The 15,209-nt window shown below is 43.5% G+C and carries 14 protein-coding genes and 1 tRNA gene; 5 read left to right on the top strand and 10 right to left on the bottom strand.

What is annotated here, in order from left to right:
• Window positions 1-8 precede the first annotated feature (8 nt).
• Window positions 9-851, top strand: coding sequence for a geranylgeranylglycerol-phosphate geranylgeranyltransferase (locus DLD82_RS07420; protein ID WP_109940470.1), 843 nt, complete (start codon window positions 9-11; stop codon window positions 849-851).
• Here DLD82_RS07420 and DLD82_RS07415 read toward each other — a convergent pair whose 3' ends face one another.
• The 4 genes from DLD82_RS07415 to DLD82_RS07400 are packed head-to-tail and all read right to left on the bottom strand — an operon-like array spanning window position 852 to window position 4,377.
• Window positions 852-1,550, bottom strand: a complete 699-nt coding sequence (locus tag DLD82_RS07415) for a DUF116 domain-containing protein (RefSeq protein WP_181391306.1) — start codon at window positions 1,548-1,550, stop codon at window positions 852-854. It lies immediately after the preceding gene.
• Window positions 1,551-1,554: 4 nt separating this feature from the next.
• Complete coding sequence (gene mtnA, locus DLD82_RS07410; protein WP_109940469.1) at window positions 1,555-2,619, bottom strand: S-methyl-5-thioribose-1-phosphate isomerase; 1,065 nt, start codon at window positions 2,617-2,619, stop codon at window positions 1,555-1,557.
• A complete protein-coding gene (locus DLD82_RS07405) occupies window positions 2,616-3,893 on the bottom strand; it encodes a CoB--CoM heterodisulfide reductase iron-sulfur subunit A family protein (protein ID WP_109940468.1) in 1,278 nt (425 codons plus the stop codon). The genes mtnA and DLD82_RS07405 overlap by 4 nt, the downstream gene beginning before the upstream one ends.
• Window positions 3,886-4,377: a gamma carbonic anhydrase family protein gene (locus DLD82_RS07400; protein WP_109940467.1), complete on the bottom strand. Its 492-nt coding sequence runs from the start codon at window positions 4,375-4,377 to the stop codon at window positions 3,886-3,888. Before DLD82_RS07400 ends, DLD82_RS07405 begins: the two co-directional genes overlap by 8 nt.
• Window positions 4,378-4,596: 219 nt before the next feature.
• Here DLD82_RS07400 and DLD82_RS07395 point away from each other — a divergent pair, with 219 nt between their 5' ends.
• Window positions 4,597-5,073 carry a phosphopantetheine adenylyltransferase gene (locus DLD82_RS07395; RefSeq protein ID WP_109940466.1) on the top strand — a complete coding sequence of 159 codons (477 nt, stop codon included), beginning with the start codon at window positions 4,597-4,599 and terminating at the stop codon, window positions 5,071-5,073.
• On the opposite strand, the gene pyrI is transcribed toward DLD82_RS07395, so the two are convergent.
• The 5 genes from pyrI to DLD82_RS07370 all read right to left on the bottom strand — a co-directional run bounded on the left by pyrI (window position 5,074) and on the right by DLD82_RS07370 (window position 10,007).
• Window positions 5,074-5,541 (bottom strand): aspartate carbamoyltransferase regulatory subunit, encoded by a 468-nt coding sequence (gene pyrI / locus DLD82_RS07390; RefSeq protein WP_109940465.1) that lies wholly within the window; start codon window positions 5,539-5,541, stop codon window positions 5,074-5,076.
• Window positions 5,538-6,434, bottom strand: a complete 897-nt coding sequence (gene pyrB, locus DLD82_RS07385) for an aspartate carbamoyltransferase (RefSeq protein ID WP_109940464.1) — start codon at window positions 6,432-6,434, stop codon at window positions 5,538-5,540. Before pyrB ends, pyrI begins: the two co-directional genes overlap by 4 nt.
• Window positions 6,435-6,497: 63 nt before the next feature.
• Window positions 6,498-9,623: a HEAT repeat domain-containing protein gene (locus DLD82_RS07380; protein ID WP_109940463.1), complete on the bottom strand. Its 3,126-nt coding sequence runs from the start codon at window positions 9,621-9,623 to the stop codon at window positions 6,498-6,500.
• A 53-nt stretch (window positions 9,624-9,676) separates the two neighbouring features.
• Window positions 9,677-9,868, bottom strand: coding sequence for a hypothetical protein (locus tag DLD82_RS07375; protein ID WP_109940462.1), 192 nt, complete (start codon window positions 9,866-9,868; stop codon window positions 9,677-9,679).
• A gap of 66 nt (window positions 9,869-9,934) precedes the next feature.
• Window positions 9,935-10,007 (bottom strand) — tRNA-Lys (locus DLD82_RS07370).
• A gap of 85 nt (window positions 10,008-10,092) precedes the next feature.
• Between DLD82_RS07370 and DLD82_RS07365 the strand changes: the two genes are divergently transcribed.
• Genes DLD82_RS07365 through DLD82_RS07355 form a run of 3 tightly spaced genes read left to right on the top strand, consistent with a single transcriptional unit; the run spans window position 10,093 to window position 13,808 of the window.
• Window positions 10,093-11,556, top strand: coding sequence for a DHH family phosphoesterase (locus DLD82_RS07365; protein ID WP_109940461.1), 1,464 nt, complete (start codon window positions 10,093-10,095; stop codon window positions 11,554-11,556).
• Entirely contained in the window at window positions 11,546-12,166 is a 621-nt protein-coding gene (locus DLD82_RS07360) for a 6-hydroxymethylpterin diphosphokinase MptE-like protein (RefSeq protein ID WP_109940460.1), read from the top strand. The genes DLD82_RS07365 and DLD82_RS07360 overlap by 11 nt, the downstream gene beginning before the upstream one ends.
• Window positions 12,156-13,808: a radical SAM protein gene (locus DLD82_RS07355; RefSeq protein ID WP_109940510.1), complete on the top strand. Its 1,653-nt coding sequence runs from the start codon at window positions 12,156-12,158 to the stop codon at window positions 13,806-13,808. The genes DLD82_RS07360 and DLD82_RS07355 overlap by 11 nt, the downstream gene beginning before the upstream one ends.
• Here the strand turns inward: DLD82_RS07355 and DLD82_RS07350 are convergent.
• On the bottom strand, window positions 13,795-14,928 hold the full coding sequence (locus tag DLD82_RS07350) for a CBS domain-containing protein (protein WP_109940459.1): 1,134 nt from the start codon (window positions 14,926-14,928) through the stop codon (window positions 13,795-13,797). The genes DLD82_RS07355 and DLD82_RS07350 overlap by 14 nt on opposite strands.
• Window positions 14,929-15,209: the final 281 nt, after the last annotated feature.

Genomic DNA, 15,209 nt, shown 5'->3' with positions numbered 1-15,209 from the left:
GGTGTGAAATGAACGGCGCAGCTTATATTTCTATTATCAGGCCGGTCAATGCAGTTGTTGCCGGTCTTGCCGGAATTCTGGGAGTTATCATCGCCACCGGAACAATTCCATCGATATTCGTATTCATCTTTCTTATTGTTCTTTTTATCACCGGTGCAGGGAATGTAATTAACGATTATTATGACCGGGAGATTGATGCCATAAACCAGCCTGAAAGACCAATCCCCTCAGGACTCATCTCATCAGGAAATGCATTGGCTTATGCTGCTATTCTATTCATGGCAGGGAATACAATTGCAATTGCCTTTACTCCGATATCATTAGCAGGTATTGCTCTGGTAAATTCAATTCTGCTCTGGCTTTATGCAGCATACCTGAAAGTAACACCACTATTTGGAAATATTTCGGTCTCATATCTTGCGGCCAGTATTTTCCTTTTTGGAGGAGCTATTGAAGGTATTCCCGGATTGATATCTGTACTTCCCATTGCAGGAGCCACTTTTGGAGTCATGCTTGCAAGGGAGCTGATTAAGGATGCTGAGGATATGCCCGGCGATAATGAACATGGAGCACGAACATTTCCCCTGCTTTATGGTATCAGACCAACACTTTACCTTGCTCTGGGATGTGCGATTGCTGGTGTTTTAGTTAGTCTCTTTATGGTTTCAAAATGGGGCACAACATATCTTATTGCTATATCACTGGTAGATGCATTTATCCTGTATGGAGCAATATCTGGAATAAAAGCAACAAATTCAGAAGAGATTATTCAGACAAAAAGTTCAAAGAAATTAAAAATGGGAATGTTTGCTTCTCTCCTGGTATTCCTGGGATCAGCAGTCTTATTATAATCAATCAAGATATTTTTTCATCTCATCCGGAACATTTTTGGCGGGAATTCCAAGAAGGGCTATCTTATACACCTGGTCCCAGTCCGCTGTTGTTTCAACACATCCATCTGATAAATTGACAACACCCATTGCAATAATATCAACCTGGTTAGCCATCTCAAGTCCTTCTTTCACCTCCATAAGACACCCAATCCCGATAATTGCTTTCGGATGATACCGTTTTATCATTCGTTTGATGAACGAGGAACCCGGAATGATAAAAACCCGGTATCCAAGAGCTTCCAGAAACCGTTTTCCTTCTCCGACCCGGCATAATCCACATTCACGACATTTAAGGCCTTCGTCATGAAGATGAGCCGGACAGGAATTGGATCGAAGACAATGAGGGATAAAAACAACTCGATCATGGACAGGAATTGCAAGAAATGCCTTCCAATTCAAAGAATTTTGAAGGGTCACGATAATTTTTAAAAAATCACTATCTTCAAATCCAAAAAGTCTGAAAAGCGCCCGCATTAATCCTTCAAGAAACAACAGACCGGCTCTCATAAACCGGGGAAAAAGGATATTCCCGGACTTCATGGAATAAAAGGTGAGAATTAGCAGGATAAATCCACAAAATATGATTGATGAGATGATAAGGATTGTAAGTTCACCAATGAGCGTTACTACCGGAAGATATGGTCCAACAATACTCATCGCTCTATGTCTCCCCCATATCTTTTCCCCGCTTTAATTGTTTTATGGTTTCAATGTCACGCGGAAGCGAGAAAATTCCATATTCTGTGATAATACCAGTTACCAGATCTACAGGAGTTCCATCAAATGCAGGGTTCCAGACCGGAACCAATTCCGGACCAGTGACACAGCCCCGGAATTTTCTGACTTCATCAGGATTTCGTTCCTCAACTATCACCTTATCTTCAGAATTTTCTTCATCAAAGGTAGACAGGGGAGCTGCAATAAAAAAAGGAATATTATGAGCTTTTGCACATACTGCATGCATATACGTACCGATTTTATTAAAGACGGCATCAGATACAATCCGGTCAGCGCCCACAATCACAAGATCAATTTTTCTTTTTCTCATCAGGACCGCTGCCATCGAATCGGTAATGAGCGTTACATCAATACCATCCCGGAGTAATTCCCAGGTCGTAAGTCTTGCTCCTTGTAAAAGTGGCCTGGTCTCGCAGGCGTATACGGATATATTCTTCCCAGCTTCATGAGCAGACCTGATAACACCAAGAGCAGTTCCCCATTCTGCACAGGCAAGTGCCCCGGCATTACAATGAGTCAGTATCCGTGCGGTGTCCGGAATTACAGAAAGACCGGTTTTTCCGATTGCATGACAGGTTCTGGTGTCTGCATCAATCACTGCTTTTGCTGCATCAACTGCATTACATTTCGCTTCTTCGATTGATGATGATGTAAGGACTGCAGATAAAACAAAATCTATACCATAAAAAAGATTGACGGCGGTTGGTCTGGTTTCCCGGAGACGCTCAGCATCAGATCTGACCAAAAAAAGAAATTCCAAAAATGTTCCTGCCTTTGCCACTAGTGCGGATAAAGCAACCCCACATGCACCGGCACAGCCAAGAGCAGGAGCTCCCCTTATTCCAAGACGACGAATAGCTCCTGCAAGCTCTTCAACGGTTTGTGCTTTTCTGACCTCATAGATATCCGGAAGAAGTGTTTGTTCAATATATTCAATCTCCGGGATATGAGGATGAAAAAGAATAGGACGAAGCGGCTCCATTTTCATCCACGAAATGTTGCGATTACCGCCTGCATTGCTGCAGCCCCGCCTTCCATTACAGAATCAGGAATATCCATTGGCTCCTTACAGGTCCCGGCAATAAAAATTCCGGGCTTTAGTGTTTTTACCGGACCACATTTCACATCTGCAGATTCAAAAAATCCGGTATCATCACAGGTGATACCAAGTTTTTCAGCTAAAGCAGATGCATCATTCGTCGGTCGGATACCTACAGAAAGAACAACAAGATCGGCCTGAATCTTTTTTACCTCCTGTGTTTCACTGTTTTCTACCTGAAGAATTACTTTTCCGTCACCAGCATATAGATCTCCAGGCAATCCACGAACAAAATTAACCCCAAGAGCTTCTGCCCGGTCATAGTATTCCTGGTATCCTTTTCCATATGCCCGAATATCCATATACAATATGGTAACATTACAGTCAGGATACTTTTCCTTGATAAGCATGGCATTTTTTATTGCATACATACAGCAGACAGCCGAACACGAGGTGCACCCTAAAGGTATGTCCCGTGAACCAACACACTGGATAAACACAATTTCCTTCGGAGTTTTTCCATCAGATAACCGTTTTATTTTCCCGTTGGTAGGCCCACTTGCATTAATTAACCGTTCAAATTCAAGACTGGTGATGACATCAGGAATTGAGAGATATTTATAGGGTAACTTTCTCCTTGCATCAAAGATTTCATAACCGGTAGCAATAACAATTGTTCCTGCATTCAGAAGAAATTCCTTTCCTTCATCTTCATTATCATGAAGAACTGCATTTTTGCCACAGATGCTATAACATAACCCACAATCTATGCAATGTTCCTTATCTCTGATTACAATATTCGGAACAACCTGCGGATGAGCCTTGTATATTGCCTTTCTCACCCCGACTCCTGCATCAAACCGGTTGTAAACCTCTACCGGACAGACTTCAACACAGTCCCCACACCCAGTACAATCTTCTTCCCTGATATATCGGGGATGCTGGATTACATGAACCGTAAAATCACCAGCCTGTCCCTCGACACCTGTGACCTCACTTAAGGTATAAAGAGTAATATTCGGGTGACGTTGTGCTTCTACCATTTTAGGACTTAAGATGCACATTGAACAGTCATTTGTAGGAAAAGTCTTGTCAAGCATTGCCATATGACCGCCAATAGTAGGCTCACGTTCTATAAGTGAGACATGGATACCATGAGAGGCAATGTCAATGGCTGCAGTAATTCCGGCAATTCCTCCTCCGATAACCACTGCATTATTCATGTGCATGTTCCTTTGCAAGAGTTACATAACCGGAGGCATTTGTCTTTATTCCGGCAATTTCCTCTTCGGTAATCTGCCGGACTACTTTTCCAGGAATACCAATAACAAGTGAACCTGGCGGGATAGTTTTCCCTTCAGAGACAAGTGCCCCGGCCCCTATGATTGTATTTTCTCCAACAACCGCTCCGTTTAATACGATAGCTCCCATGCCGACAAGAACCGTATTACCAATCGTACAGCCATGAAGTATTGCGCCATGACCAACCGATACATCATCACCAATTATGACCGGATGACCCTTTGAGGTATGAACGACACAATTATCCTGGATGTTTGAACGTTCACCAATCAAAATCCGGTCTTTATCGGCACGAATAACCGCTCCATACCAGATATTGACATCCGGACCTGCCTCAACATCACCAATAACAGTTGCATTTGGTGCCAGAAAGGATGCATGAGGGATATTTTTATGAATCTGCATAAGACGTCCACATGGAATGAACTATCAGACATCCCGGAATCCGGGTATTACTGATAATTGTTTCTCATACTTTTAGAATGACATAGTATAATAGCATCAGTGAAATCCATTCTGATTGTTTCTATGATGAATTTTCAAAGAGAAATATTTGGGTAGATGTCAGGATGATGATGAACAAATGTAATCAGATTTTATAAAATTGCATGAAACATTATTTCCATGAAAATAATGGTAGGGGGCACATTTGATCCTCTCCATGATGGACACCGCCTCCTCATTAAGCGCGCTTTTGACCTTGCCTCTCCGGATGGTAAAGTAATTATCGGCCTTACCAATGACACATTCGCAAATCGGAAAGTCCATCCGATTCATCCCTATAATGAACGATATAAAGACCTCGTCAGATGTATAACATCGCTGAATACAGATGTTCCATGGGAGATTGAAGAATTACATGATCAATATGGATCAAGCCTGGATACAGACTTTGATGCACTTGTAGTAAGTGAAGAGACATTTCCGGTCGGAAAAAATATCAACCACTTAAGGCGGGAGAGAGGAAAACCCTGCGTCGAAATCCATATGATCCGTTGTGTTCTGGCAGAAGACGGGAGATGGATCTCAAGTACCCGGATATGGCGCGGAGAAATTGATATTCATGGAAAAATCATCCAGAAAGAGGAAAAATCAGAATAATCAGATGATATGTGCAGATATATCTGATGAAATTACCGCATCACAATAAGAACACACTGCTTTTTTTCCCTGCATTTCGAACCGGCTCATTACAGGCTCATTGGTATTGGTGATACAACAGGGATTCGGACATTTGAGAACACCCATCAGAACCGGAGGAATAATAACTCCTTTCTTCTCAATAACCCTGTAATCGCGGATAATATTTATCGTCGCATCTGGTGCCACAAGAGCAATCCGGTCAACTTCTTTGGTCTTCAGTTCCCGGTTTTCAATCTTGACCACGTCTTTTTTTACGTGAGCCTTACTGGTTACATTCGTTGCAACACTGACGCATTCCCTTGTGCTTCCTGTTATACCTAAAATTCGAAGAACAATGAGTGCTTCACCGGGATTTATGTGATCTATCACGGTCCCGTTCTCAATTGTGCTGATGACAAGAGTGCGTTTTGGTTCTTCCCCAGTCATGTCATCACCTCGGTGAGCATTGCCATTCTGACCGGAACTCCATTCCTGGCCTGGGTAAAATACCGTGCATACGGCATACTATCAACAGCAGGATCAATTTCATCCACTCTCGGAAGAGGATGAAGGATTGCAAGGTGTTCTTTTACATCGGTAAGAAGACTGGGAGTTATCCGGTAATTGGAAGAGATATCAAAAAATTTTGCCGGATCAGGAAATCTTTCACGCTGAAGACGGGTAATATACAACACATCGAGTTCGTTAATCACATCCTCAATACAATCATGGACAAATACTTTTGATCCTTTTTCTTCAAGATTGTCGCGTATCGAATCAGGAAGACCAAGACCTTTGGGTGCGATGGTATGGATCCTGGCATTGTAATGTGTCAGTGCATATGCCAGTGAGTGGGTGGTTCGTCCGTACATCAGATCTCCGATAAGACCGATGTTAATATTGTCAAGAGACATGGACTGGCGAATCGTGTACAGATCAATTAGCGTCTGCGAAGGATGCTGACCGGCACCATCTCCCCCGTTTAGAATCGGGATATCTGAAAATTCGCTGGCAAGACGTGCAGCTCCAACTTTTGGATGCCTGAGAACTATGGCATCTGCATATCCGCTGACCACCCGGATAGTATCAGCAAGTGTTTCACCTTTGGCCATAGAACTGACTTCCACTCCGCCAAGGTTCATGCATGATCCCCCGAGCCTGAGCATTGCTGATTCAAAAGACATACGGGTCCGGGTACTGGGTTCAAAAAAGAGAAGACCCAGGATTTTTCCTTTTAACGGTTCTTTTCCTGCATATTCAGTGGTAATTGCTCCAGCTCTTGACAGAATATGATCAATCTGGTCCCTGTCAAGATCATGGATGGAGATGATATGATTCATCGACGTATGTCTTCTCCTCCGGTACAGGTACTAATGATTTATTTCCGCTAGTATGTTTTGTTGTTAGGTCTGAATTGAATCTCTGATAGTAGCGAGTGCGTCTCTTGATTTTTCACGAATTTCAGGATCATCATCGTGAAGACCACGTGCAAGAATGTCAACACTAGGGGGTCCGATTTTTACCAGATCGTCAAACATCTCTTTTGCAAACAGGAGACTTAACCGGTCGGTTGTGTATTTTGGTTTCCACCCGCTCTTTTCCAGGAGTCTAGCAACAGCAATTCTGACCTGCCGGTCCTTATCATCAAGGGATTGAATAAGCATGAATTGTCCGGGTTCACCTATCTTTGCGATTCCGGTAATTGCAGCAGCCCTGATATTGCCATCTTTATCTTTTAATGCTGAAATCAGCTGGTCCAGAACAGGAAGGCCGATATCACCTAACGATTGCACTGCTGCCGCCCGTACATCCGGATCTCTATCATGCATCGCATCTGTGAGTGGTTCGAGCGCTTCACGACCAAATTTCCCTAGATCCCGGATGGCTGTCATTCTGACATCATGGTCCGGGTCTTTGAGGGCCTCATACATAAGATTGGCAGATGATGGATCCTTAAGCAGCCCAAGAACTTTAAGCAGTGCAATCTTCTTTTTGTCTCCGGGGGAAAGTGATTTTAATATATTTGTCGCGGCATTCTGGGTCTGTGGACGCATTGAAGAGAAGATAGCAGATGCAAGGGGAGGAACCTCTGGCTCATACATCACTGCATCCAATAAGGGATTTAGAATTTGATCGCCCTTACTAATCAGAATCCTTTCAAACATCATGTTCAGAGCAGGATCCTGGATGGTAAACAGATGTTGCAGGTCATCACGACGAGATAGTGCAATCTCGGTAATAAGTGACATAACTGCAATACCTCTGCTGCTTCCTTCTTCTCCGACGCTCTGCAGAGTCTGAAGCTCCTGAATCAGGTCAGGAAGGGCAGCCCCACCCATATTTGCCAGAATCCGGGTAATCAGGGGAACAAGGCTTTCATCCTCCTGCATAAGGGTCATGAGAGCAGAAGCAGCAGGAGTTCCAATTCGTGTCAGGGCATGAATTGCGTATTGTTGTGTAATTGTATCAGAATGCTTTAGTAATGGTAACAGAGCCGGAACTGAAGGTTCTCCAATTGCACTTAATGCAGCCATTGCATACGGAGCAATTTCTTCATCACCAAGATGACTGACAAGCTCAGGAACCACATCAGGACCGATTTTTATTAAAAATGTGGTAATTTCCAGCTTCCGGTCATCATCCGTTTCATTCCGGAGTGCAGTGATAAACGGAGTAATTGCAGCTTCTCCAAATCGTGAAAGAAGATCTCCTGCAACCAGGGCTTTTTCATTATCGTCTCCCTGGAATATTTCAATGAGGTTCGGGATTACCAGATCAGGATTAGAGCTGACAAGTTCGTACATCAGATCAGTATCAAGAACATTTCCGGAAAAAAGCAGATTCAAAAAGGCTTCCGGATTCTGTTTGAACAGATTTTCCAGATGTGTTTTAATTACCTGCTCAAGATCCGGTGCTGCTCCATGTAAACCGTCAAGGAGGTACGGGGTAGCATCAATTCCATTCTCTGATATCAGAGCCATCGCTTCATCATGCCCATCTTTTCCGGGAACCATAGCAGGAATAAGATAAGGAATTGCATCGGTCTTACTCTCACGAAGAATATCCAGAATTATTGCATGGTCAAAACCCATCGGGTCGGTTAGAGAATCAATCAGGTGAGGGACTGCCTGCTGCCCGTTCCGGATAAGAGCTGTCTTTGCAAGGTTTACCGCTTCTTCGTTTCCGGACCCAAGAACCTGAACAAGACGGGGAATTGCCATCTCTCCGGTCTCGACAAGGTTTTCAAGTGCTGTCTCCCGGACCTCCTGATCAGTATGATAAAGAGCAGTAATCATAGGTTCAACCGCCCTTACCGGATCAATCTGCCTTAGAATGTCAACAGTAAAAACCGCGGTTTTCCCCCGTTCTCTTTCTGATGCTTCTTCGAGGAAAGGATATGCAATACGTCCCATTGAAAGAAATGCATCCCGGAGAGATGAAGTGTCAGAAACGGTGCTGATTGCATTAATCAGATATGGAATCGTTATTGCACCCATTCGTGATAGGATCTGAATCATCGTCTTTTTGACTTCACCTCTTCCCTCTACCAGATTTTTGATTAGATAGGGAATTGCAGGTTCTCCGATTTGCTGAATTACTCCAATAAGGGGCTCTCTCTCAGGTTCACTCTTAAATGATAATTCTTCCAGCAGATGAGGAATAATAGGCTCTCCTATTCTGGCAAGAGCATTTTCCGAAACTTTTCTGATTTCAAAATCATCATCATAGAGACCTGATATGAGGGGCACTATTGCAGATTCTCCAAATTCCAAAAAAGCCTTCTGAGCCATTGAAGAGGTAACCGGATTTGGATCTTTCAAAGCCAGATATAAGGGATCTAAAGCGGGTTTTCCAATTTCACTGATGATATAAAATTTGAGCTCGCGTAGCCAGTCTTCATCCTGTCCACAGGAACTTAAAAGATCCCCGACAATCTGTTCTCCCAGAACGATGAGCAGAGCAGATATCCGTGCCCTGATTTCCTCCTTGTCATGTGCAAGACCTTTAATTAACGGTTGAATGGCCGCTCTTCCAAAAGTTTCCAAAAGACCCTCAACAAACCGAATTGTTGTCGGATCCCTCGTATCAAGGGCATCAATTAAGACCGGAATAACATCAATTCCCATTAAGTTGAGCACAAACCCGGCTCTTTCATATCCGATCCCCTGAAGAAAAGGAATTTTCCGGACAATCTCCCTGGCAGCAACACTATCCATCTCTGCGAGAGTGATATGAACCATTCTTGCGGTCTGCTCGTCACAGGTTGAGAGGGATGAAATGAGCGGATCCAATGCATCAACCCCGATATGGATGAGCGCATTCGAAGCTGCAGCCCTGATGGCAGGATCAGGATCCTGAAAGAGCAAGATAAGAAAATCAACAGCAGCCGGTGTCTGCATTCTGCCTAGTGCCAGAATTACTTCAGACCTCAAAGAATTATCATATTTTGAATCCAGTAATTTGAGTAGCCCTTTGAGATCCCCTTTTAGTCTCATCCGTTCCGGATTAGGTTTGAAGATTTGTTTCATATCCCCCGTATCCCCATCAAACTTAATTATTCAGAATTGCAGAATACCCACCATCAGTCGTATTTACCACGAAGTCCGCCCCATCCGGTGTAACCACAGTAGATACAGCCGACTCCGTTACAATGCCGGCACATTTTCTCTGGCCATTTTACACTCACGGTACCTTTCGTATCACAAAAACAACATCCAGCACCTTCACAATGCTGGCAGGTAACTTCTACATATTCTGGTTCTTCACCAGTCATCAGAGAATTTTATGAGAGAGTAAGATAAATAATCGATCTAATTATTCTAAAAAAGTGAACAACGAGCGGGCCTGAAGGGACTCGAACCCCTGGCCTGCGGATTAAGAGTCCGCCGCTCTACCGACTAAGCTACAGACCCGTTGTGCCAATACATGTTAGCATATCGAACATATAAAGATTTCTTGCACCCATTTATACCTCTATAATCCAACCTATACCTGAATATGCCTGGATTCAGCCCTGCATCCTCACCTGGAATCAGAACCTACCTTATCTGCGGTTGCGGAAGTGTCGGATATCTGATTCTTGAAGAACTGAAGAAAGAAGGAGGCAGACTGCTCTGCATGGATAGCAATCCTGAACGGGTTCAGGAATTACGAGAGCAGAAAATAGAAGCTTATCTTCGTGACCTGACAGATCCTGAAATGCTTCAGGGATTAAACCATTTTGACATCGTTTTTGTGGTGAGTGATAATCATGAAGCAAATCTTGCAGGGCTGAAAACCATCAGAAGAGTCCATCCTCGAGTTCACATTGTAGCCCGGGCGCAGGATCCCATTAATGAAAAACTTCTCATGCAGGAGGGCGCGGATCTGGTTCTCTACCCGCAACAGGTTGTGGCAAAAGCTGCAATAGAACACCTGCAAAGACTTGAAAAACACCATTTATCACGCGACCTGTATGCTCTTCTCTCCTCATGGTCAGGTGTTTTTGGAATTGTCACCCATACAAACCCTGACCCGGATGCAATTGCCAGTGCCATGGCCCTTTCAGAAATTGCAAAACATGCCAACAAAAATCTTGAAACACGAATTTTTTATGACGGGATAATCGGACACCAGGAGAACCGGACACTGGTAAATCTTCTTGATATCAGGATGGAAAGAATTCGGCCGGAAACCCTGGATGAATGTACGCATATCGCATTGGTGGACAGCAAAGGTCCGGGAACCAATAACGGTCTTATCCACTCTATGCCGGTTGATATCATTATCGATCACCATCAGGAAGATGTCGGATCTCTTGATAAAACACAGTTTATTGACATAAGGCCAAATTTGGGCGCTTGTGCAACAATCCTTACAGAATACCTGAAAGAACTCAATATCGAACCAGAGCAGAAAGTAGCAACGGCCCTTCTCTATGGTATCAGGGCAGATACCAAACAGTTCCGGAGAAATGTTTCAAAATTTGATTTTGAAATGGCAGCATTCCTCTTGGAATATAGTGATGCGGACCTTCTTGAAAAGATAATGTCACCCCAGTATTCTCATGAAACCATTGATATTATCGGGGCTTCAATCCGCAACCGGAAAACCAGGAATGGTTATCTCTTTTCTAATGTGGGATATGTAAGAAACAGGGATGCCCTCCCTCAGGCTGCTGATCTCCTGATAAATCTTGAAGGAATCAGCACCGCTCTTGTTTATGGGATAACCGATGAAGCGATTATTATGTCCGGAAGAAACCGGGATCTTCGTCTGAACCTTGGAAATGTAATGAGTGAGGCTTTTTCTGATATCGGAGATGCCGGAGGACATGCGACGATGGCTGCAGCAAGCATTCCGCTCTATGTTTTCACCAATGTGAAAGAGAAAGAAGACCTTCTGCAACTTGTTATCGACCCGGTTTTACAAAATTTTTACCGGCTGGTGGGACTTTTGGAGGATGAGGAGAGTGAGGTATGAAGAATGGGAACCGATATACCATGAAATATGTGATTACTTCTCCTTTGATCCCCTTGAAGACGATAAGGCAGCACACATTCTTTCAAACCTGACAAATCAGGATGCAACACAAAAACTGAGGACTCTTATCAATAACCAGGTAGTTACCGTTTGTGGTAATGCACCCACCCTTGAAAATGAGATAAATAAAATTTCGGGGATAATAATCGCAGCAGACGCCGCCTCAGGAGTCCTCATCAAAAACGATATCACTCCGGACGTAATTGTAACAGATCTTGACGGTATCGATGATTATGCAGTTGAACTGAATAAAAACGGGACTATCCTTGTGGTGCACGCTCATGGAGATAATATTTCCCGAATCAATTCATGGGTTTTAAAATTTGAGGGGCCACTGGTCCTTACCACGCAGGGAAAACCCTTTGGTAATGTATACAATTTTGGTGGGTTTACAGACGGAGACCGGGCGGTTTTCCTGGCACATGCCATGCAGGCACGAAAAGTAAATCTTGTGGGCTTTTGCCTTGATGATCAGGATGTAACACCCATGAAAAAAGGAAAACTCTTGTGGGCACGAAGACTACTAAAAAAACTTGGATATGAGTGCTAAAGCCTGGATTATTGACGGGTATGTTGATGAACCGGCCTGTCTTGGTGTCCCCCCATACATCTCTCCATATATCAGGACCGTAGCAGGAGTATTTCTGGATAAAGAGATTCCGGTTACCTATCATACGATTGATGAGATTAAGAAAAATCCAGGTCTCCTCATAGAAGCGGGAACTGTTGATTATATAGTGATTATCGCCGGTATGACGGTTCCGGGAAAATACCTCGGAGGAACACCGGCAACCTGGCAGGAAATAGAACAACTTGGATCAGCTCTCAATGGACCACATACATTTCTTGGAGGACCCGTTCTTTTTGGAGCAGGAAAAAGCGGAGGAAAGACTGCAGTAAAAAAAGAAAATTTCCATGTTGATACACACCTTATTGGTTCACCAGCAGGAGCTCTTTCGCGATGGTTTTCAGGTAATACCCCATCAGCAACATTTGATTACCACATAGAAGACCCATGGTCTGTTAAGGGTGCCTCCATCATTACTCAGCATCCATGTTATCCCCATGTTATGTGTGAAATTGAAACTGCCCGGGGATGTAGCAGAGAGGTAACCGGTGGATGTGCATTTTGTACTGAACCGTTTTATGGTAAACCCCAATACCGGGAACAAAAGGGGATAGTGGCTGAAGTTGCGGCCCTTTCATCATCTGGTGCGATCCATTTCAGAATTGGAAGACAACCGGACATACTGGCATGGCAGGCAGGTTCAGGAGAATTTCCAAAGCCTAAACCAGATCTTATCGAAAAACTTTTTTCAGCCATAAGGATTGCAGCTCCATCTCTTAAAACCCTGCATATTGATAATGTCAATCCTGGAACGATTGCACGTCACCAGGAACTTGCATATGAAGGACTTCTTGCCATTGTTAGACATCATACTCCAGGTGACGTTGCAGCATTCGGATTAGAAACCGCAGATCCAGCAGTGATTGAAGCAAATAATCTTAAGGCCACTCCGGATATGGTCTTTGAAGCCATCAGAATAGTAAATGAAGCAGGAAATATACGAAACGATGGAATTCCGGAACTCCTTCCAGGTCTTAATTTTATCGCCGGCCTTGCAGGGGAAACATCCCGGACATATGAGCTGAACCGTGAATTTTTAGAGAAAATTCTCCAGAGTGAATACCTTATCAGAAGAGTGAATATTCGGCAACTCATGCCCTTTGAAGGAACAAAGGCTTTTTCATTGAATGAACTTCCGGTCAATGAAAAGTCCTTTCATACTTTTAAGGAATGGACACGAAAACAATTTGATCTCCCCATGCTTCGAAAGGTTTTCCCGGAGCAGACAATACTGAAATCCGTAGTGATTGAAGAAGAAGGAGAGATTTCTTTTGGAAGGCAGATGGGATCGTATCCGATTCTTGTAGGAATTCCCATGTCGATACCTAAAGGGAGTGTTATTGACACAGTTGTAATAAGTCACGGAATGCGATCTCTAACAGCTCTTCCTTATCCGGTGCTTATTAACACCCTCCCTCATAAGGCTCTAAAATGGATACCTGGATTATCTAAAAAGGGCATCGTCAAAATACTCGCAAACCGGCCCTTTCAAACGATACCAGCATTTGAAAAAGCAACGGGACTAACCTTTCCACCCGGATTTATTGATCTTACAGTTCCCTGAGCTCAATAACGGTGAAAATATCAGACTTGGTTATAATCCCAACGATTTTCTCGTCTTCTACTATGGGAATTCTGCCGATATCCTGACGTGTCATAATCCGGAGAGCATCCATAATCGGAGCATGAGGAGGGAGAGTTACAACATCCCTGGTCATCACGTCTCGTACCTGCATTGCATCACGGTCAAGAACCGGAGTCCGGGCAAGATCAGTAAGAGTAATAATACCAGATAATATCCCCCGATCAGTAACCGGAAACCCAAGATGCTTTGTCTGATACATCAGATTTAAAACTTCAGAGAGAGGCATCTGGGGGGGAAGGTCCATCACCGGTTTTGACATGACATCACCTGCGGTAACATCCTTTAAGAGAAAATTATACCTGGTTACCGCTGATTCCTGCCCGGCACCGATGTAAATAAAAAATGCTATCAGAATGAGAATAGGCGAGAAGAGCAGCAGCCCTATAAGACCAAAGGCTACAGCAAATCCTTTACCAATAGTTGAAGCAATAGAAGTCGCCTGATGAAGAGGCATCCTGCTGGCAAGATATGCACGAAGAACCCGGCCGCCATCCATAGGAAAAGCAGGCAGGAGATTAAATGCAAAGAGCAGGAAGTTGAGTATTGCCAGATATCCAAAAATAAAAACCAGAACTCCTGCTTGTGGACCATTTGTTAAAACAAATGATGTCAGGTACATCAGCAGAGAACAGATTATGCCAATTGCAAGACTGGTGAGGGGACCTGCAAGTGCCATCACAAATTCTGTTCCAGGTTCCGGCTCCTGTTCCTCAATCGAAGCAACTCCCCCAAAAAACAGGAGAGTTATACTGTCAATACGGATTCCTGCCCTGATAGCAATGAGAGAATGAGCAAGTTCATGAATATAAACCCCAATAAAAAGCCCAAGAGCAATGATGACTCCCAGAATATATGGAAAAAATCCGGCGGTAATAATGGTTTCATCTATAGATATTCTAAAGGTATTGCTGACAATTTCAGTGTAGAATGTAATCTCTGAACCAATTATCCATGCAAATAACGGAATGATGAGAAGAAACGTAAAATGAATAAGGACGGGTATTCCAAAAAGCCGGCCAAGTTTAAATGATCCATCCATACTATCCTGTAATCATAGTCTCTGAGAACCAGTATAAGTATCTCATACTTCCAATTCTCATAACTTCCTTACCCGATAACTAATACTGATCATAACCTGCGCTTTTGAGGTTTTTCAACTCACGAGAGTCTGGACAATCTCCATGAAGTCCCATATGTTCCTTACAAATCCTCGCTCATTCTTAAATTACTACTATGCATATAAACCAGTCTTTTTTTTACATATTGAAGACCAGATAACTGATGAATACCTTGACATTTTAAAATTTTTACTCTGACCAG

The organism is Methanospirillum stamsii (genome assembly GCF_003173335.1).
Lineage (GTDB): Archaea > Halobacteriota > Methanomicrobia > Methanomicrobiales > Methanospirillaceae > Methanospirillum > Methanospirillum stamsii.
Note: the sequence above shows the minus strand (reverse complement) of the source record. Positions and strands in the feature narration are given on the sequence as shown.

Coding starts and splice junctions, on each gene's coding strand:
- DLD82_RS07420 (WP_109940470.1), top strand. CDS start 9: ATGAACGGCGCAGCTTATATTTCTATTATCAGGCCGGTCAATGCAGTT.
- DLD82_RS07415 (WP_181391306.1), bottom strand. CDS start 1,550: ATGAGTATTGTTGGACCATATCTTCCGGTAGTAACGCTCATTGGTGAA.
- mtnA (WP_109940469.1), bottom strand. CDS start 2,619: ATGAAAATGGAGCCGCTTCGTCCTATTCTTTTTCATCCTCATATCCCG.
- DLD82_RS07405 (WP_109940468.1), bottom strand. CDS start 3,893: ATGAATAATGCAGTGGTTATCGGAGGAGGAATTGCCGGAATTACTGCA.
- DLD82_RS07400 (WP_109940467.1), bottom strand. CDS start 4,377: ATGCAGATTCATAAAAATATCCCTCATGCATCCTTTCTGGCACCAAAT.
- DLD82_RS07395 (WP_109940466.1), top strand. CDS start 4,597: ATGAAAATAATGGTAGGGGGCACATTTGATCCTCTCCATGATGGACAC.
- pyrI (WP_109940465.1), bottom strand. CDS start 5,541: ATGACTGGGGAAGAACCAAAACGCACTCTTGTCATCAGCACAATTGAG.
- pyrB (WP_109940464.1), bottom strand. CDS start 6,434: ATGAATCATATCATCTCCATCCATGATCTTGACAGGGACCAGATTGAT.
- DLD82_RS07380 (WP_109940463.1), bottom strand. CDS start 9,623: ATGAAACAAATCTTCAAACCTAATCCGGAACGGATGAGACTAAAAGGG.
- DLD82_RS07375 (WP_109940462.1), bottom strand. CDS start 9,868: ATGACTGGTGAAGAACCAGAATATGTAGAAGTTACCTGCCAGCATTGT.
- DLD82_RS07365 (WP_109940461.1), top strand. CDS start 10,093: ATGCCTGGATTCAGCCCTGCATCCTCACCTGGAATCAGAACCTACCTT.
- DLD82_RS07355 (WP_109940510.1), top strand. CDS start 12,156: ATGAGTGCTAAAGCCTGGATTATTGACGGGTATGTTGATGAACCGGCC.
- DLD82_RS07350 (WP_109940459.1), bottom strand. CDS start 14,928: ATGGATGGATCATTTAAACTTGGCCGGCTTTTTGGAATACCCGTCCTT.